The organism is Agromyces kandeliae, from assembly GCF_009674665.1.
GTDB lineage: Bacteria > Actinomycetota > Actinomycetes > Actinomycetales > Microbacteriaceae > Agromyces > Agromyces kandeliae.
In genome coordinates, this window is the sequence record NZ_WKJD01000019.1 from 73783 (window position 1) to 91955 (window position 18173).

Below are 18173 nucleotides of genomic sequence, written 5' to 3' on the forward strand. Positions count from 1 at the left end.
GTTTCCGGGCTCCAGCCGGTCTAGAAGAAGTCGTCGGGGGTGCCGGCGGCACGCTGGACGTCGCGGGTCTCGATGCGAGCCGCCTCGAGCTTCGCGACCGCGACGCGCAGGCCGGACTCCATCTGCGCTGCCCAGGCGTCGGACTCGCGCGCGCTCGTCTCGGCCGCGCGGGCGCGGGCGTCGGCGGCATCGGCGGAGCGCCGTGCCTCCGCCACCTGCCGCAGCGCGAGCGAGATCCCGTAGTACGCCGCGACCATGGTCGCGATCGGAGCCGCGACGATCGCCAGCGCCGCGATGCCGGAGGCGTCGGGGCTGAACGCGACGACGAGCGCGAACGCCAGGAACAGTGCCGCGATCGCGACGAGCACGACGAGCATGAAGCGGAGGTCGCGGCTCCAGGAACCGCGCTTGGCCGTCGCCTCCGCCTGCGTGTCGGCGGCCTCCGGCTCGGGCTGGAAGACGACGGTGTCGCCGTATGCGCCGTCGCCGCCCGTGTGGTCGACGGGGCGGGTGGTCGTGTCGCTCATATCGCGCAATCCCCCAGTGTTGGCATGTCCCCCAATTGTGGGCCGGGCCGCTGAGGCGGTCAAGCAAGCGCGCCGGATCGTCGGCCGCCGGAATGTCGGCGGGTCGTGAGAACCTCTCGACATGGGAATCGTCGAACTGATGCAGGCCAGGGAGCTCGCCGTGGGCGACGTCCTCGTCAGCGCGACCGGCGGCGCGTACGAGATCACCAGGGTCGCGCGGGTCGGGCGCGGCATTCGCGTGCAGTACCTGATCGAAGAGGGGCGGCAGGGCCGGTTCACGGCCGCGCCCGAGTCGGTCGTCCGAGCGCGTCGCTCGCACGCCACGCACGCCGCCTGACCGGTTCGCGTGCCTCGGGCGACGGCCGCGGGCATCCGCCGGCACGAGGCCGCCGCTGAACGACGGAAGCCCCCGAGCGACTCGCTCGGGGGCTTCAGTGGTGGATCTGAGGGGACTCGAACCCCTGACCCCCTGCATGCCATGCAGGTGCGCTACCAGCTGCGCCACAGACCCGTTCTGCACCGACTCGGTCGGTGTGCCGCCCCCTTGGGGGCAACGGATTCAGATTACACCAGCCCTCGGGAGGATGCGAAATCGAGCCGGGCTCAGCCCTGCGACGAGGTCCCCGGGCCGGTCGACGAGCCGTCGCGCTCGAGCAGCGGACCCACCGGAATGGCCGGACAGTCGCGCCAGAGTCGCTCCAGCCCGTAGTACATCCGCTCCTCGCGGTGGAAGACGTGCACGACGAGGTCGCCGAAGTCGAGCAGGGCCCAGCGTCCTCCGTCGCGTCCCTCGCGACGCGAGATGTCCTGGCCCTCCTCGCGGAGCGCCTCGACGACCGCGTCGGCGATCGCGACGACGTTGCGTTCGGCAGTGCCGGTGACGAGCAGGAAGACGTCCGCGAACGGCAACGGCTCGGACACGTCGAGCGCGACGAGGTCCTCACCGCCCTTCGCGTCCGCCGCGCGCGCAGCGATGGCGAGCAGGCGGTGTGCGTGGTCGGTTGCGGTCATGTCCTCGACTTCCCGGGAGCCGCCGTCCGGCCCGCCCCCATCATGTCCTCGATCAGAAGAGCCCCGCCATCGCGCCGACGACGAGCGTCGCCACCACGCCCAGTGCGAGCACGCCCGCAGTGACCGCGAGCACGAGGGGCACGTTCATGCCCTCCTTGCTCGGTGGCGCCATCATCGCCCTGCTCGGCTGCTGGGTGCTGATCGCCCGGGTCGCCGCGACGGGCGCGACGCCGGGGCCGGCGAGGTCCTCGACCGAGTCGAACAATCGGTCGATGTCGCTCGAGTCGACCTGGCTCGGATGCACGCCGGTCGCACCATAGCTGCGCGGCAGGTCGATCGACCCCGTCACGATGATCTCGCCGCTCGGGGCGAGCTGCTGACCGAGCGAGCCCTGGTCGGGCAGCGACGGCAGGATGAGCGCGTTCGTCGTCGTCGGGACGCCGCGCGGTGAGCCGCCCCGCGAGAGGAGCTGGTCGTACGGCTCCGAGTGGTCGTCGGGGAGGTTCAGCTGCGAGGTCCAGTGCCCGACAGGCTTCGGTGCGACGACGGGCTCGTCGAGGCCGGCGTCGACCGTCGTGTGCGGTGCTGCGGCGCGCGTCGGCGCCGGCTGGTGCGGATGCCGCGGCGGCTGACCCTCGTCGTTCGGTCGGCCGGTGACCGGCGGCTGCGGCCGGCGCTGCGCCGAACCGCCAGCGGGCATCGGACGCGGCGGGGCCGCCTCGGGCTCGACGTCGTCGACGTCGTCGAAGCCGTCACCCGAGTGGGACTCGAGCATCGCACGGAGCTCGCGGCGCGTGAGCGTGCGCTCCGGCGTGGTCTGCGGCGCGGGCGCGCTTCGCGGCGGGCCCTGCGGGGGACGCGGCGGAACGCCTCCGGGCGGGACCTGCCCCTGGCCGGGATGCGGTCGGTCGGCCGCGGGAACCGGCATCGGGCCGGACGTCGTCGCGGAGCGCGGTGGCTGCGGAGCGCGCTGCGGCGCGGGCGGTCCCTGCTGCCTGCGCGGTTCGTTCCAGCCCTGCGGCGGTCGCTGCGAGGGCGGGGCCTGGCGCGGATCCGCCTGGCGAGGGTCGGCCTGGCGCTGCGGAGGCATGCCGGACGGCCCGCCTCCGGCGGGCCGGGCGGGCTGCGCCGTCCGCGGGTCCTGGCCCTGCGGGTACGCGGGCCGAGCCTGCTGCTGCGGGTACGGCTGGGGCGGCGACGACGGCTGTGCGGGTGCGGCGGCGTCCGGCGCCGATGACGACGCGGCTCGCTGCTGCTCCAGCAAACGCTCGCGCTCGCGCATCTCACGGCGCGTGAGCGGCGGTTCCTGCGACGACGTCATTCGACACTCCGGTAGAGGTGGTGCTTGGAGATGTACTGGACGACCCCGTCAGGCACCAGGTACCACACCGGTGATCCCCGGTGCACTCGGTCCCGGCAATCGGTCGACGAGATCGCCAACGCCGGGACTTCCAGCAAGCTTACGTCCTGCTCGGGCAGACCCGAAACGGACAGCACATGTCCCGGGCGACTCACAGCGACGAAATGCGCGAGGCTCCAGAGCTCCGCCACGTCCTTCCAGGACAGGATCTGGGCGATCGCATCGGAACCCGAGATGAAGAACAGGTCGGAATCCGGTCGCTCACGACGGAGGTCGCGCAGCGTGTCGATCGTGTACGTCGGCTTCTCGCGATCGATGTCGACCCTGCTGACCGTGAACCGCGGATTGGACGCGGTCGCGATCACGGTCATGAGGTAGCGGTGCTCGGCCGGCGTCACGACCTCCTTGTAGTAGGGCCGCCCGGTGGGCACGAAGACCACCTCGTCGAGGTCGAACTCCTGGGCGACCTCGCTCGCCGCCACGAGGTGCCCGTGGTGGATGGGGTCGAAGGTTCCGCCCATCACGCCGAGGCGCGGGCGCCGCGCTGTCGAGGTCATGGCCGGATCGACGGAGTCAGTGACCGCCGTGGTCGTCTCCCGCGTGGCGGGCGGCGTACGCCTCGGCCTTGCTGCGGTGGCGGTTGGCCACGTCGCGGTACGAGTAGACGACGACGCCGAGCGCCGCGAAGATCCCGAAGACGATCACGCCGTACCAGATCGGGTCGAACGGGAGTTCCCTCGCGAACTCGGTCTCGGTCAGGACCGTGATCGTCTGCAGTGCGGTCGACAGGCTCATCAGCCGTTCCTCCAGGTGTTTCGGGTGACGCTCGGGACAGTCTATCGGTGGATCCGGACGCGGTGAGGCTCAGGCGCGCACGTGACCGGAGCCCCGCACGATCCACTTCGTGCTCGTGAGCTCGGGCAGGCCCATCGGGCCGCGGGCGTGCAGCTTCTGCGTCGAGATCCCGACCTCGGCGCCGAAGCCGAACTCGGCACCGTCCGTGAAGCGCGTCGACGCGTTCACCATGACCGCCGCGGCATCCACCTCGTCGAGGAACCGCTCGGCGTTGCCGAGGTCGTTCGTGACGATCGATTCGGTGTGCCTCGTCGAGTACCGCCGGATGTGCGCGAGCGCGTCGTCGAGCGAGTCCACCACGCCGACGTTGAGGTCGAGGCTCATGTGCTCGGTGGCCCAGTCCTCGTCGGTCGTCGGCAGCGCGCCGGGGTGCAGTGCACGGACGCGGTCGTCGCCGTGAACCGTGACGCCGGATGCCTCGAGCCGGGCGAGCACGGGCGGCAGGAGCCGGTCGGCGGCATCGGCGTGCACGAGCAGCGTCTCGAGCGCGTTGCAGACGCTGGGTCGCTGCACCTTGGCATTGTGCACGAGGTCGACCGACCAGTCCTCGCGTGCACTCGCGTCGAGGAACATGTGGACGACGCCCGCTCCGGTCTCGATGACGGGCACGGTCGCCTCGTCGACGACGGCACGGATGAGCGCCGCACTCCCCCGCGGGATGAGGACGTCGACGTGGTCGCGCGCGCGCATGAGGTGACGGGCTCCCTCGCGGCCGTAGTCGTCGACGGTCTGCACGACGTCGCCCGGGAGCCCGGCGCCCGCGATGGCCTCGCGGAGCACCTCGACGAGCACCGCGTTGGTGCGCTCGGCGGCCGAGCCGCCGCGGAGGGCGACCGCGTTGCCGCTCTTCAGGGCGAGCGCCGCGATGTCGACGGTGACGTTCGGGCGCGCCTCGTAGATGGCCCCGACGACGCCGAGCGGCACGCGGACCTGCTCGATGCGCACCCCGTTCGGGAGCGTGCGACCGCTCACGGTCTCGCCCACCGGGTCGCCGAGCCCGACGACGTCGAGCACGGCGTCGGCGATGGCGCCGATGCGCGCGTCGTCGAGCGTGAGGCGGTCCAGCAGCCCCGTGCCGAGGCCCGCCTCCCGGCCCCGCTCGAGGTCCTCGCGATTCGCCGCGACGATGTCGTCGACCCGGGCTCGGAGCCGCTCCGCGATCGCCGCGAGCGCGGCATCCTTCTCGGCGGTCGTCGCACGGGCGAGGCGCCGCGACGCCTCCTTCGCGGCGGCGAGGCGCGCGTCGAGCACCTCGGCGAGGTCTGCGTGGGCGGTGCGGACGTCGATCATGCGTCCAGCCTAGTTCCGCGCCGGGGGCCGGATGCCGCGTGTGACGTCAGCCTGCGGCGGGCTCGAACCACGTGCCGACGGGCTCCCCCGCGAGCGCCTCGTCGACGAGCGAGGTCGCCGTCACGAGCACCCCGGTGCCGGATGCCGCGGCGATCCGCGCGGCCGAGACCTTCGTCTCCGCGCCGCCGGTGCCGACGCCTGCGCGGCCGATCGAGCCGATCTCGATGCCCGCGAGCTCGTCGCCGAACGGCACGTGCGCGATGCGCTCGGCGCCGGGCAGGTGCGGCGGCCGCGTGTAGAGCGCGTCGACGTCGGAGAGCAGGACGAGCAGGTCTGCGCCCGTGAGCTCGGCGACCATCGCGGCGAGCCGGTCGTTGTCGCCGAATCGGATCTCGTGCGTGGCGACCGTGTCGTTCTCGTTCACGATCGGCAGGATGCGCAGGCCCAGCAGCCGCTCCATGGCGCGCTGCGCGTTGAGCCGGTGGGTCGAGTTCTCGAGGTCGCCCGCGGTGAGCAGGACCTGGCCGGCGACGATCCGGTATCGCCGCAGCGACTCCTGGTAGCGGTAGATGAGGATGTTCTGGCCGACGGATGCCGCGGCCTGCTGGGTCGCGAGGTCGTCGGGCCGTGCGTCGAGCGCCAGGTAGGGCATCCCGGTCGCGATCGCGCCCGAGGAGACGAGCACGACCTCGGCACCGCGAGCGTGCGCGCCCGCGAGGGCGTCGACGAGCGGGGCGATCTGGCCGACGTTCTCCCCGGAGATCGAGGAGGAACCGACCTTCACGACGATGCGCCGTGCGGAGGCGATCCCGTCGCGGGTCAGACCGGTCATCCCCGCCCCTCGTCGTCGGCGCCGGCGGCGTCCTGCTCGCCGACCCAGATGCCGGCCTCGCGCTCGCGCTCGAGTTCGGCGCGGGCCTCGGCCTTCGCGTCCATGCGCTCGTGGTAGCCGCTGCGCCGTTCCGCGCGGGTGGCGCGGCGGCGCTCGTCGAGCCGGTCGTCGGTGCCGCGGGGCGACGACATCAGCTCGGCCGTGGAGGTGAGCGTGGGCTCCCAGTCGAAGACGACGCCGGCACCCGGCCCGATGACGACGGTCGAGCCCGCGACCGCACCGGCGCGGACGAGTTCGTCCTCGACGCCGAGGCGGGCGAGCCGGTCGGCGAGGTAGCCGACGGCCTCGTCGTTCTGGAAGTCGGTCTGCGCGACCCAGCGCTCGGGCTTGGTGCCGAGCACGCGATAGATCGTGCCGTAGCTGCCGCCCTCGGGCTTGACCACGAACTCGGCCTCGCGGACCGCCTTCGGACGGAGCACGATCCGGGGCGCCTCGGGCGCCTGGGCCGCCTCCGCGCGGGCGCGGTCGACCTCCTCGCCGAGCGCGAAGCCGAGCTGGCGGAGACCCTCGTGGCTCACCGTCGAGATCTCGAACACGCGGTAGCCGCGCGACTCCAGCTCCGGGCGGACGAACTCGGCGAGTTCCCGCGCCTCGGGGACGTCGATCTTGTTGAGCGCGACGAGCTGCGGACGCTCGAGGAGCGGCACCTGCCCTTCGGGCACCTCGTACGCCTCGAGCTCCCGGAGGATCACCTCGAGGTCGGTGACCGGGTCGCGGCCGGGCTCGAGCGTGGCGCAGTCGAGCACGTGGAGCAGCGCGGAGCAGCGCTCGACGTGGCGGAGGAATTCGAGCCCGAGGCCCTTGCCCTCGCTCGCGCCCTCGATGAGTCCGGGGACGTCGGCGACGGTGAACCGGTGGTCGCCGGCCTGCACGACGCCGAGGTTCGGGTGCAGCGTGGTGAACGGGTAGTCGGCGATCTTGGGTCGCGCGGCGGACAGCGCGGCGATGAGGCTCGACTTGCCGGCCGACGGGAAGCCGACGAGGGCGACATCCGCGATCGTCTTCAGCTCGAGCGTGACCTCGCCCTCGTAGCCGGGCGTGCCGAGCAGTGCGAAGCCGGGGGCCTTCCGCTTCGGGGAGGCGAGCGCCGCGTTGCCGAGTCCGCCCTGTCCGCCGGGCGCGACGACGAACCGCATGCCGGGCTCGGTGAGGTCGACGAGTTCGGTGCCGCCGTCGTCCTTCACGACCGTGCCGACGGGCACGGGCAGCTCGAGGATCTCGCCCGCGGCCCCGGAGCGGTTGTCGCCCGCGCCGGGCTGGCCGTTCTCGGACGAGCGGTGCGGGCGGCCGTGGTACGACAGGAGGGTCGTGACCTGGGGGTCGGCCACGAGGACGATGTCGCCGCCGTCGCCGCCGTTGCCGCCGTCGGGACCGGCGAGCGGCTTGAACTTCTCACGGCGCACCGACACGCAGCCGTTGCCACCGTGGCCGGCGCGCAGGAACAGGCGCACCTGGTCGACGAAGCTCACCATCGCCGCATCACTACTCCTTCTCGGGAAACACGTGAGGGCGAGCCGAAGCCCGCCCTCACGAAAACCGGTCGCTGCTTACGCGTCGACCGAGACGATGTTCACGACCTTGCGGCCGCCCTTGTTGCCGAACTCGACGGCGCCCGCCTCGAGGGCGAACAGCGTGTCGTCGCCGCCGCGACCCACACCCGCACCGGGGTGGAAGTGCGTGCCGCGCTGGCGGACGAGGATCTCGCCGGCCGAGACGACCTGGCCGCCGAAGCGCTTCACGCCGAGGCGCTTGGCGTTCGAGTCACGACCGTTGCGAGTGGAGCTCGCACCCTTCTTGTGTGCCATAGTCCCTGTCTCCTCTGGCCGTTACTTGATGCCGGTGATCTTGACGCGCGTGAGCTCCTGACGGTGGCCCTGGCGCTTCTTGTAGCCGGTCTTGTTCTTGAACTTCTGGATCACGATCTTCGGACCGCGCAGGTCGTTCAGGACCTCGGCCGTGACCGTGACCTTGGCGAGCGACTTCGCGTCGGAGGTGATCTTGTCGCCGTCCACGAGGAGGACGGGCGTGAGCTGGACGTTGCCGTCCTTGTCGGCCGCGATCCGGTCCATCGTCACGATGGTGCCGACCTCGACCCTCTCCTGCCGGCCACCGGCGCGCACTACTGCGTAAACCACTTCTCGTACCTATCTCCGGGGAGTCCTGCGACTCCGTCTACTTGATGGGATGTCACTGCGCGGGAGACCCCAGCGGGAAGGAGGGTCGTCACTGCCAGAAAACTGTGCGTGCCGGCCGGGATAAGCGGTGGCACCAACGGTCGAGTTTACCGGATGGCCGCAAGGCGGTCAAACGGGCGCCGACCGCGTGTCGCAGGGCCCCGAGCGGATGCCGCGGCGGCGGCGTACACTCGCCCCCATGGCCGTGCTGATCGACCCGCCGCTCTGGCCGAAGCACGGCACCGTCTGGTCCCACCTGGTGAGCGACACCTCGATAGAGGAGCTCGTGGCGTTCGCCGACCGGACGGGCATCCCGCGTCGCGGCTTCGACCTCGACCACTACGACGTTCCCGCCGAACGGTACGACGAGCTCGTCGCGGCCGGGGCGGAGCCCGTCCCGGCGCGCGACCTCGTCCGCCGGCTCGCGGCGAGCGGCCTGCGCATCACCCCGCGCGAGCGGCGCGCCTCACTCGGACGCTGAGTCCGCCTCCGAGCCGTCGGGCCGCGTGATGACCGGCGGTGCGCCCGCCGGGCTCAGTGCGGCCGTGGACACGCGGCGACTGCGTGAGCGCGAGCGCCCCTCGCCCGCGGCCTTCGGCGCGGGGAGCGAGTCGAGAACCGAGTCGAGGAGCGTCTCGGCCTCGACCGCGCGCGGCCGCTCGCGACGCGTCGGCGCCTCGGGCAGGTCGATGAGCGCCGCGGGACGCGCGGCCGCGTCGTCCGCCGCACGCGATGCCGTCTCCTCGGCGGGCCGCTCGGACGGGGGGTCGGCGGGCCGCTCCTCGCGCGGCTCGCGCTCGCCGGACTGCGGGCGGTCGCCGCCCTGCTGCTGCGAACCCGATCCGCGCGCGCGGCGACGGCCGCGGCGACGTTCGTTCCGCGGCGCCGGCTCGGTGCCGGTCGGCGCGCCATCCGTCGTCTCGCCCCCGGTCGCGGGCGCCTGGGCCGAAGCCGCCGTCGCCTCGTCGGCCGCGGTCGCCGCCTCCGCGGCGGGACGCTGCTCCTGATGCGCGACGGTGGATGCGGCGATCTGCGCGAGGGCGTGCTTGACGTCCTCCGTGATCGCGTGCGTGCCCTGGTGAGCCTTGTCGGTCGCCGGCTGCTGCGGCTGGCCGCCGCCGTTGCCGCCGCCACCTCCGCCGCGATTGCGACGGCGCTCGACCTGCTGCTGCGGCGCGCGGTGCTTCGCGACCGGCTCGTGGTGCACGATGATGCCGCGACCGGCACAGACCTCGCACGGCTCGCTGAACGACTCCAGCAGCCCGAGGCCCAGCTTCTTCCGGGTCATCTGCACGAGCCCGAGCGAGGTGACCTCGGCGACCTGGTGCTTCGTGCGGTCGCGCGACAGGCACTCGACGAGTCGGCGCAGCACGAGGTCGCGATTGGACTCGAGCACCATGTCGATGAAGTCGACCACGATGATGCCGCCGATGTCGCGAAGGCGCAGCTGCCGGACGATCTCCTCGGCCGCCTCCAGGTTGTTCTTGGTGACCGTCTCCTCGAGGTTGCCGCCGGAGCCGACGAACTTGCCCGTGTTGACGTCGATGACCGTCATGGCCTCGGTCCGATCGATGATGAGCGAACCGCCGGAGGGCAGCCAGACCTTGCGCTCGAGCGCCTTCTCGATCTGCTCGGTGATGCGGAACTCGTCGAACGCGTCGCGCTCGCCCTCGTACGCCTCCACGCGCTCGAGCAGGTCGGGCGCGACTTGGCCGAGGTACTTCTCGATCGTGCGGCGCGCCTCGTCGCCCGCGATGACCATCTTCTGGAAGTCCTCGTTGAAGACGTCGCGGACGATCTTGATGAGCAGGTCGGGCTCGGAGTGCAGCAGCGCCGGCGCCTGGACCTTCTCGACGGTCTGCGAGATGTCCTGCCACTGCGAGATCAGGCGGTTCACGTCGCGCGTGAGCTGCTCCTCGGTGGCGCCCTCGGCGGCCGTGCGGACGATGACGCCCTGGTTCTCGGGGAGCACCTCCTTCAGGATCTTCTTCAGCCGCGCACGCTCGGTGTCGGGCAGCTTGCGGCTGATCCCGTTCATCGAGCCGTTCGGGACGTACACCAGGTAGCGGCCGGGCAGCGAGACCTGGCTCGTCAGGCGGGCGCCCTTGTGGCCGACCGGGTCCTTCGTCACCTGGACGAGCACGCGGTCCCCCGGCTTCAGCGCGAGCTCGATGCGGCGCGGCTGGTTCTTCTCGCCGTTCTCGGCTGCGGCGTCCCAGTCGACCTCGCCCGAGTACAGCACGGCGTTGCGACCGCGGCCGATGTCGACGAAGGCGGCCTCCATCGACGGCAGCACGTTCTGCACGCGCCCGAGGTAGACGTTGCCGATGAGGGACGCGTCCTGGTTGCGGGCCACGTAGTGCTCGACGAGCACGTCGTCCTCGAGCACGCCGATCTGGATGCGGCCGCCCTTCTGACGGACGACCATCCGGCGATCGACCGACTCGCGGCGGGCGAGGAACTCGGCCTCGGTGATCACGGCACGGCGGCGCCCGGCGTCGCGACCGTCGCGACGGCGCTGCTTCTTCGCCTCGAGACGGGTCGAGCCCTTCACCTTCTGGGGCTCGGTGATGAGCTCGGGCTCGCGGGGCTTGCGGACCTTGACGACCGTGTTGGCGGGATCGTCCTCGTTCGCGCGCGACTCCTCGCCGCTGCGCCGACGCGAGCGGCGGCGCACGCTCGAACCCTCGCGGTCCGCGGCCTCGCGCCCGGCGGCGCGGTCCTCGCCGCGCTCGGGTCCGGACCCGGCCGGCGGAGCGTACACGGGCGGGGCGTGGAAGATGAGCGAGGTGGTCGAGAGCACCGACGGGATCGGCGAGTCGGCCTCGGTCGAGTCGCCGGAATCGGATGCCCCGGGGGCGGTGTCGTCGGAAGCGGCATCCGCCTCGGCATCGGGCGATGCGACGCCGGGCTCGGCCGACGCATCGCCGGCGTCGGCGTCGGCGTCGGCGACGGTCGCGTCCGGCTCGTCGACCTGCTCGGCGGCGGGCTGCTCGGTGGGAGCCTCGTCGGTGGGAGCCTGCTCGGCGACAGGCTGCGCTGCGGCGTCCTCGGCCGATGCGGCGCCGTCGACCGCAGACGCGGCAGTCTCGTCCGGCCGCGGTGCGACGGTCTCGTCGACCGGGGCGTCGGCAGCGGTGTCCTCGACATCGGTCGGGGCGTCCGCCGCCGACCGCGGCACGACCTGCGCCCGACGACCCGGTCGACGCGCCCCGAAGAGCCCGCCCATGCGACGAGGCTCATCGCCCCCGGGTTCGTTCGGCGGTGTTGCGTTGTCTTCCACCATCTCTGGTGCACTCCTACACCGGGTCCGACGGCCGCGCCATCGTTCCCGTACTCCTCAGAGCGGACCAGCGCCGTTCGCGCTGTTCCGCCAATCCTTCACTGCTGCGCCCGGCGGGTGCCGGTGACGCCAAATCTCGCGGTTCCTCCGCGGATGGGATGCGGTGCATCCTCGAAGCCCTCGTTGGCGTCGCACCGGGCGCGGCCCGGGCGACTGCATCGATTATCGCACGCTCACCCAGCGGACCGTCGAATCGCCGTGCCAGAATCGTGGGCATGCCCGACTCCCCCCGCGCATCCCGGCCGATCGGCGTCGCCGTCTTCCTCCTCGTCGCAGGGGCCCTGGGACTGCTCGCGGCCTTCGAACTCTCGCTCGAGAAGGTCCTCACGCTCGCCGACCCGACCCACGTCCCGAACTGCAACGTGGGCGTCCTCGTCGGCTGCAGCACGAACCTCGCGTCGTGGCAGGGCAGCCTCTTCGGCTTCCCCAATCCGTTCATCGGCCTCATGGCCTGGCCCGTGGTCATCACGATCGCGATGGCCCTGCTCGCCGGCGCGCGGTTCGCGCGATGGTTCTGGATCGGGTTGAACGTCGGCGTCACCGGTGCCGTCGTCTTCGTCGGCTGGCTGATCTACCAGAGCATCTACGCGCTCGACGTGCTGTGCCCCTGGTGCATGCTCACCTGGGCGGTGACGATCCCGACGTTCCTCGTCGTCACCCTGCGGAACCTCCGCGAGGGCGTGTTCGGCGATTCGGCCGGGCTCCGTCGGTTCGGGGCGTCCGCCATGGGCTGGATCGTCGTGATCACCGCCGCGTGCTACGCGATCGTGATCGTCCTGGCGCAGGCGCAGATGAACGCGATCCCGCGCGTCGTCATCGACCTGCAGAACCTCTTCTGAGCCGCTCGGCGCGCCGCTGCGGCGTGTCGGCGACCGGACGACCGCGGGGCCGCGGCATCCGCTGATCGGATGCCGCGGCCCCGCGATTCGACGACGTCAGGCGAACCAGAGCGACAGCTCGCGCTCGGCCGACTCGACCGAGTCGGAACCGTGGACGAGGTTCTGCTGGACCTTCAGGCCCCAGTCACGGCCGAAGTCGCCGCGGACCGTGCCGGGCAGCGCGGTCGTCGGATCGGTCGCCCCCGCGAGCACGCGGAACCCCTCGATCACGCGGTTGCCGGCGACGCGCATCGCGACGACGGGGCCCGACTCCATGAACTCCATGAGCGGCTCGTAGAAGGGCTTGCCCTCGTGCTCGGCGTAGTGCTGGGCGAGGAGGTCCCGGTCGGCCTGCACCATGCGGATGTCGACGAGCGAGTAGCCCTTCGCCTCGATGCGGCGGAGGATCTCGCCGGTGAGGTTGCGCGCGACGCCGTCTGGCTTGACGAGGACGAGGGTCTCTTCGATGGCGGTGGTCATGCGGATTCCTTTCCAGGTTCGGCGTCCGCGGCGGCGGCCGCCTCGCGGGCACGATCGATGCGCGCGCCGACGATCATGCAGTACGCCCACATGCCGCCGAACAGCGCGCCGACGACGAACATCGCCGGGTTGAGGAGCCCCGAGACGAGGAGCAGCACCTGCAGGGCCCAGCCCAGCACGTACGCCCACTCGTACCGGAGCAGGGGGATGGTGACGACCAGGCCGAGGATGACCACGCCGCCCGCGGCGAGCGGCGCCCAGGTCGGCAGGCCGAACGCGCCGCCGCCCTCGCGGGACAGGCCCCAGATCACGAGGGCCGCGAGGAAGACGACGACGATCTCGAACGTGAGCACGATCGAGGCGAGGCTCTCCCGCACGGACCGCGCGCGGCGGGCCGGGCGGCGCGGTGCGGGGTCCGCGCCGTCGGCCTCGGAGTCGCGCCCGTCGAGGGGCCCGCGGGCCCCGGTCGGCTCGTCGCTCGGCGCCGGCGCCTCGGCGGTCATCGATCGCTCCAGCCGCGGTCGTCCGCGATCGCGAGCACGTCGCCCACGAGGGTGATCGACCCGGTCACCACCACGCCGCGCTTCTCAGCGCGGCCCGCCCAGTCGCGGGCCTCGTCGAGCGCGTCGTCGAGCCGCTCGGCGACGTCGACCCGCTCGGGGCCGACGACACCCGCGACGACCGCCGCGAGCTCGTCGGCGGGAACGGCCCGATCGGACTCGGAGCGGGTCACGATGAAGTGCGCGCCGGTCGGCTCGAGTGCGCGGACGATGCCCACGGCGTCCTTGTCGCCGAGGACGCCGAGCACGATCACGAGCTCGTCGAAGTCGAACACCTCGCCGAGCGCCGCGACGAGCGCCGCGGCACCGTGGGGGTTGTGGGCGGCGTCCACGAGGATCGTCGGGTCGGTCGAGACGAGCTGCAGTCGGCCCGGCGAGGTCACGGCGCCGAGGCCGGTCTCGAGCACGTCGTCGGCCAGCCGCACGGCGCGTCCGAGGAACGCCTCGACGGCGGCGATCGCGACGGCGGCGTTCTCGGCCTGGTGGCGGCCGTGCAGGGGAAGGGCGAGCTCGCGGTACTCCCCCGCGAGACCCCGGACCGACACGAGCTGCCCGCCCACGGCGACCCGCGAGTCGAGCACGGCGAACGCGCCGCCCTCGACCGCGAGGCTCGCGTCGTTCCGCTCGGCGGCCTCGCTCAGCACCGTCAGCGCAGCAGGGTCCTGGAAGGCGGTCACGACCTCGGCGCCCGGCTTGATGATGCCGGCCTTGGTCCGCGCGATCTCCGCGATGGTCCGGCCGAGTCGCTGCTCGTGGTCGATCGCGATCGGCGTGATCACGGCGACCTGGCCGTCGGCGACGTTCGTGGAGTCCCACTCGCCGCCCATCCCGACCTCGAGCACGACGACGTCGACGGGCGCGTCGGCGAACGCCGCGAAGGCGAGTGCGGTGAGCGCCTCGAAGAACGTCAGCGCCTCCTCGCCGCTCGCGGCGAGTTCGTCGTCGACGATCGCGACGACCGGCGCGATCTCCTCCCAGATCCGGGCGACGGCCTCGTCGGCGATCGGCTCGCCGTCGATGCGGATGCGCTCGGTGAACCGCACGAGGTGCGGACTCGTGAGCAGGCCCGTCCGGAGCCCCTGCGCGCGCAGGATCGACTCGATCATGCGGCTCGTCGAGGTCTTGCCGTTCGTTCCCGTCAGGTGGATGACGGGCGCGGCGCGATGCGGATCGCCGAGCAGCTCGACGGCGCGTCGGGTCGCGTCGAGACGCGGCTGCGGCGCCGACTCGCCGACGCGCGCCAGGAGGTCGGCGTACACGGCGTCGGCCGCGTCGCGCTCCTCGGGCGTGGAATCCGGGATCGCGTCGGTCATCGGGCGGCCTCCCCCAGCTTCGCTACCGAGACGAGGAGCTTCGACCCCTCGCCGACCTTGTGCGCGCCCTCGCCGTCGACCTCGCCGACCGAGACGAGCACCTCGGGGGCGAGCGTCTCGCGGCCGATCAGGTCGCGATGCGCCTCGGCGGCCGCCGCGCCGGCGGCGTCGAGCGTGAGGTCGAGGCGGATGCGGTCGCCGACCTCGAGGCCCGCAGCCTTCCGCGACTCCTGGACGGCACGCACGATGTCGCGTGCGAGCCCCTCGGCCTCGAGCTCGGGCGTGGTGCGCACGTCGAGGATCGCGAAGCCGCCATCGGCGAGGAGGCCGAGCGCGTTGCCGCCCTCGGCACCGCCGCTCGCCTCGAGCACGAGCTCGTACTCGCCGGGCTCGAGCGCGATGCCGCCGGCCGCGACCACGTCGCCGTCGAGCGCCCAGTCACCGGCGCGCGCGGCACGGATGGCCTGCTGCACCTGCTTGCCGAGGCGCGGACCCGCCGCACGGGCGTTCACCGTGAGGCGCTTCGTGACGCCGTACGCGGCCGCGCTCGAGTCGTCGAGCTCGACGAGGTCGACGCGCTTGACGTTGAGCTCGTCGCGCAGGATCGACTCGAACGGCGCGAGGCTCGCGGCATCCGTCGTCACGACCGTGAGCGATGCGAGCGGCAGGCGCACGCGGCGACCGGCCTGCTTGCGGAGCGCGAGCACCGCACCCGTCACCTCGCGGACGGCGTCCATCGCGGCGACGAGTTCTGCGTCGGCCGGGAACTCGTCGGCGACCGGCCAGTCGGCGAGGTGCACGCTGCGACCCCCGGTGAGCCCGCGCCAGACCTTCTCGGTCACGAGCGGCAGCATCGGCGCCGCGAGGCGCGTGAGCGTCTCGAGCACCGTGTACAGCGTGTCGAACGCCTCCGCGCCCGAGCCGTCGGCGCCCACGCCCTGCCAGAACCGGTCGCGCGACCGGCGCACGTACCAGTTCGTGAGCACGTCGCCGAAGTCGCGGAGCTTCTGCGAGGCGAGCGTCGTGTCGAAGTCCTCGTAGTCGGCCGTGACGGCCTCGACGAGGTCGCGCAGCTTCGCGAGCAGGTACCGGTCGAGCACGTCGGTCGACGCGGTCGAGCGGGATGCCTCGTAGCCGCCCTCGCGCGCCGTGTTGGCGTAGAGGGAGAAGAAGTACCAGGTGCTCCAGAGCGGCAGCATGAGCTGGCGCACGCCCTCGCGGATGCCCTCCTCGGTCACGACGAGGTTGCCGCCGCGCAGCACCGGGCTCGACATGAGGAACCAGCGCATCGCGTCGGAGCCGTCGCGCTCGAACACCTCGGAGACGTCCGGGTAGTTGCGCAGCGACTTCGACATCTTCTGCCCGTCGCTGCCGAGCACGATGCCGTGGCTCACGACGTTCTTGAACGCCGGGCGATCGAACAGCGCGGTGGCGAGCACGTGCATGACGTAGAACCAGCCACGGGTCTGCCCGATGTACTCGACGATAAAGTCGGCCGGGTTGTGCGTGTCGAACCAGTCCTGGTTCTCGAACGGGTAGTGCACCTGGGCGAACGGCATCGAACCCGAGTCGAACCACACGTCGAACACGTCGCTGATGCGGCGCATCGTGGACTTCCCGGTCGGGTCGTCGGGGTTCGGCCGCGTGAGCTCGTCGATGTACGGGCGGTGCAGGTCGGGCTCGCCCTCGGGGTTCGTCGGCACGCGGCCGAAGTCGCGCTCGAGCTCCTCGAGGGAACCGTACACGTCGACGCGGGGGTACTCGGGGTCATCGCTCTTCCACACCGGGATCGGCGAGCCGAAGTAGCGGTTGCGGCTGATCGACCAGTCGCGGGCGTTGCCCACCCACTTGCCGAACTGGCCGTACTTGACGTTCTCGGGCACCCAGGTGATGTCCTCGTTGAGCTCGCTCATGCGATCGCGGAACTCGGGGACGCGAACGAACCAGCTCGAGACCGCCTTGTAGATCAGCGGGTTCCGGCAACGCCAGCAGTGCGGGTACGAGTGCTCGTAGCTCGCCTGGCGGAGCAGGCGGCCCTCCGCCTTGAGGAGCTGGGTGAGCGGCTTGTTCGCGTCGGACCATAGCAGCCCCGCGACATCCGTCACCTCGGGGAGGAAGCGACCCGAGTCGTCGACCGAGATCACGACGGGGATGCCGTGCGCCTCGCAGACCTTCTGGTCCTCCTCGCCGTAGGCGGGAGCCTGGTGAACGATGCCCGTCCCGTCCTCGGTCGTGACGTAGTCGGCCACGAGCACGCGCCAGGCACGTTCGAGGCCGAACCGCTCGACGTCGGCGTAGTAGTCGAAGAGTCGGTCGTAGGTGACGTCCTCGAGCTCGGCGCCCAGGACCGTGCGCGACACCGCGGCGCGCGCCTCGTCGGCCGACTCGTAGCCGAGCTCCTTGGCGTAGTTGCCGACGAGGTCGAGGGCGAGCAGGTACTCGGCTCCCAGCACCTCGGTGTCGTCGGTGCCGCCCGGTGCGTGCTCGCGGAGCACGGTGGCGTCCGGGGTGCCGTTCGGGCCGGCCGGGACGACCGCGTAGGTGATCCCGGGCCCGACGGCGAGCGCGAAGTTCGTGGGCAGGGTCCAGGGCGTCGTCGTCCAGGCGAGCGCCCGCACCGCGGTGAGGCCGAGGGCCTCGGCCTTCGGGCCGGTGAGCGGGAACGTGACCGTGACCGTCTGGTCCTGGCGCGGCTTGTAGACGTCGTCGTCCATGCGCAGCTCGTGGTTCGACAGCGGCGTCTGGTCGCGCCAGCAGTAGGGCAGCACGCGGTGGCCCTCGTAGGCGAGGCCCTTCTCGTGCAGCGTCTTGAACGCCCAGAGCACGGACTCCATGAAGGTCACGTCGAGCGTCTTGTAGTCGTTCTCGAAGTCGACCCAGCGCGCCTGGCGCGTGACGTAGTCCTGCCACTCCTCGGTGTAGCGCAGGACGGCGTCGCGGGCGGCGCGGTTGAACGCCGCGATGCCCATCTCCTCGATCTGCACCTTGTCGGTGATGCCGAGCTGGCGCTCGGCCTCGAGCTCCGCGGGCAGGCCGTGGGTGTCCCAGCCGAACCGGCGGTGCACCTGCTTCCCGCGCATGGTCTGGAAGCGGGGGAAGACGTCCTTCGCGTAGCCCGTGAGGAGGTGCCCGTAGTGCGGCAGGCCGTTGGCGAACGGCGGGCCGTCGTAGAAGACCCACTCCTCGGCGCCCTCGCGCCGGTCGATCGAGGCCTGGAACGTGCCGTCGGCCTTCCAGTGCGCGAGCATCTCCTGCTCGATCGCCGGGAAGGACGGCGACGGCGTGACGGACTGCTGCTCGGGGTCGTGGCCCTTGGGGTACAACGCTCGCTCCTGCTGGATCTCGCCGGTTCACGAGGACGGCCGGCTCGTCGAGCCCAACCGCGGTACCACCCCGCTTGCCCCGGCGATGCGGGACCACTCGTTCGTCAGCTGTGACGGGCTGGACCCGTTCGGTTCTAGTGACGGTGCGGATGCCGTGGCATCCGTTC

General features: G+C 72.0%; 18 protein-coding genes and 1 tRNA gene. 3 read left to right on the forward strand and 16 right to left on the reverse strand.

Annotated features, from left to right (window positions below):
* Window positions 1-20 precede the first annotated feature (20 nt).
* Window positions 21-527 (reverse strand): hypothetical protein, encoded by a 507-nt coding sequence (locus tag GJR97_RS14300; protein WP_154347482.1) that lies wholly within the window; start codon window positions 525-527, stop codon window positions 21-23.
* Window positions 528-648: 121 nt separating this feature from the next.
* Between GJR97_RS14300 and GJR97_RS14305 the strand changes: the two genes are divergently transcribed.
* Window positions 649-864, forward strand: coding sequence for a hypothetical protein (locus tag GJR97_RS14305; protein WP_154347483.1), 216 nt, complete (start codon window positions 649-651; stop codon window positions 862-864).
* A 98-nt stretch (window positions 865-962) separates the two neighbouring features.
* On the opposite strand, the gene GJR97_RS14310 is transcribed toward GJR97_RS14305, so the two are convergent.
* The 10 genes from GJR97_RS14310 to rplU form a co-directional block, all read right to left on the reverse strand.
* Window positions 963-1038 (reverse strand) — tRNA-Ala (locus GJR97_RS14310).
* A gap of 92 nt (window positions 1039-1130) precedes the next feature.
* A complete protein-coding gene (gene rsfS / locus GJR97_RS14315) occupies window positions 1131-1538 on the reverse strand; it encodes a ribosome silencing factor (protein ID WP_129235833.1) in 408 nt (135 codons plus the stop codon).
* A 52-nt stretch (window positions 1539-1590) separates the two neighbouring features.
* A complete protein-coding gene (locus GJR97_RS14320) occupies window positions 1591-2313 on the reverse strand; it encodes a hypothetical protein (RefSeq protein WP_154347484.1) in 723 nt (240 codons plus the stop codon).
* Window positions 2314-2855: 542 nt separating this feature from the next.
* Window positions 2856-3455: a nicotinate-nucleotide adenylyltransferase gene (gene nadD, locus GJR97_RS14325; protein WP_154347485.1), complete on the reverse strand. Its 600-nt coding sequence runs from the start codon at window positions 3453-3455 to the stop codon at window positions 2856-2858.
* Between the two features lie 16 nt (window positions 3456-3471).
* Window positions 3472-3693 (reverse strand): hypothetical protein, encoded by a 222-nt coding sequence (locus GJR97_RS14330; protein ID WP_154347486.1) that lies wholly within the window; start codon window positions 3691-3693, stop codon window positions 3472-3474.
* A 69-nt stretch (window positions 3694-3762) separates the two neighbouring features.
* Complete coding sequence (locus GJR97_RS14335; protein WP_154347487.1) at window positions 3763-5043, reverse strand: glutamate-5-semialdehyde dehydrogenase; 1281 nt, start codon at window positions 5041-5043, stop codon at window positions 3763-3765.
* Between the two features lie 46 nt (window positions 5044-5089).
* Window positions 5090-5875, reverse strand: coding sequence for a glutamate 5-kinase (gene proB / locus GJR97_RS14340; protein ID WP_129234760.1), 786 nt, complete (start codon window positions 5873-5875; stop codon window positions 5090-5092).
* The gene (gene obgE / locus GJR97_RS14345) at window positions 5872-7407 is read right to left on the reverse strand and encodes a GTPase ObgE (protein ID WP_154347488.1); all 1536 of its coding nucleotides are present in this window, start codon (window positions 7405-7407) and stop codon (window positions 5872-5874) included. The genes proB and obgE overlap by 4 nt, the downstream gene beginning before the upstream one ends.
* 75 nt (window positions 7408-7482) lie before the next feature.
* Entirely contained in the window at window positions 7483-7740 is a 258-nt protein-coding gene (gene rpmA, locus GJR97_RS14350; protein ID WP_067948501.1) for a 50S ribosomal protein L27, read from the reverse strand.
* A gap of 21 nt (window positions 7741-7761) precedes the next feature.
* Window positions 7762-8070, reverse strand: coding sequence for a 50S ribosomal protein L21 (gene rplU, locus GJR97_RS14355; RefSeq protein WP_324613521.1), 309 nt, complete (start codon window positions 8068-8070; stop codon window positions 7762-7764).
* A 238-nt stretch (window positions 8071-8308) separates the two neighbouring features.
* Here rplU and GJR97_RS14360 point away from each other — a divergent pair, with 238 nt between their 5' ends.
* On the forward strand, window positions 8309-8590 hold the full coding sequence (locus GJR97_RS14360) for a DUF4031 domain-containing protein (RefSeq protein WP_154347489.1): 282 nt from the start codon (window positions 8309-8311) through the stop codon (window positions 8588-8590).
* Here GJR97_RS14360 and GJR97_RS14365 read toward each other — a convergent pair.
* Window positions 8576-11338: an Rne/Rng family ribonuclease gene (locus tag GJR97_RS14365; protein ID WP_154347490.1), complete on the reverse strand. Its 2763-nt coding sequence runs from the start codon at window positions 11336-11338 to the stop codon at window positions 8576-8578. The two genes, GJR97_RS14360 and GJR97_RS14365, sit on opposite strands and share 15 nt — an antisense overlap.
* Window positions 11339-11667: 329 nt before the next feature.
* Between GJR97_RS14365 and GJR97_RS14370 the strand changes: the two genes are divergently transcribed.
* Complete coding sequence (locus tag GJR97_RS14370; protein WP_154347491.1) at window positions 11668-12291, forward strand: vitamin K epoxide reductase family protein; 624 nt, start codon at window positions 11668-11670, stop codon at window positions 12289-12291.
* A 96-nt stretch (window positions 12292-12387) separates the two neighbouring features.
* On the opposite strand, the gene ndk is transcribed toward GJR97_RS14370, so the two are convergent.
* From ndk to ileS, 4 genes are read right to left on the reverse strand one after another with little or no spacing between them, the layout of a single operon-like run.
* Complete coding sequence (ndk, locus tag GJR97_RS14375; RefSeq protein ID WP_154347492.1) at window positions 12388-12810, reverse strand: nucleoside-diphosphate kinase; 423 nt, start codon at window positions 12808-12810, stop codon at window positions 12388-12390.
* Entirely contained in the window at window positions 12807-13313 is a 507-nt protein-coding gene (locus tag GJR97_RS14380; RefSeq protein ID WP_154347493.1) for a DUF4233 domain-containing protein, read from the reverse strand. The genes ndk and GJR97_RS14380 overlap by 4 nt, the downstream gene beginning before the upstream one ends.
* On the reverse strand, window positions 13310-14683 hold the full coding sequence (locus GJR97_RS14385; RefSeq protein WP_154347494.1) for a bifunctional folylpolyglutamate synthase/dihydrofolate synthase: 1374 nt from the start codon (window positions 14681-14683) through the stop codon (window positions 13310-13312). The genes GJR97_RS14380 and GJR97_RS14385 overlap by 4 nt, the downstream gene beginning before the upstream one ends.
* Window positions 14680-18006 (reverse strand): isoleucine--tRNA ligase, encoded by a 3327-nt coding sequence (gene ileS / locus GJR97_RS14390; protein WP_229276309.1) that lies wholly within the window; start codon window positions 18004-18006, stop codon window positions 14680-14682. Before ileS ends, GJR97_RS14385 begins: the two co-directional genes overlap by 4 nt.
* Window positions 18007-18173 lie beyond the last annotated feature (167 nt).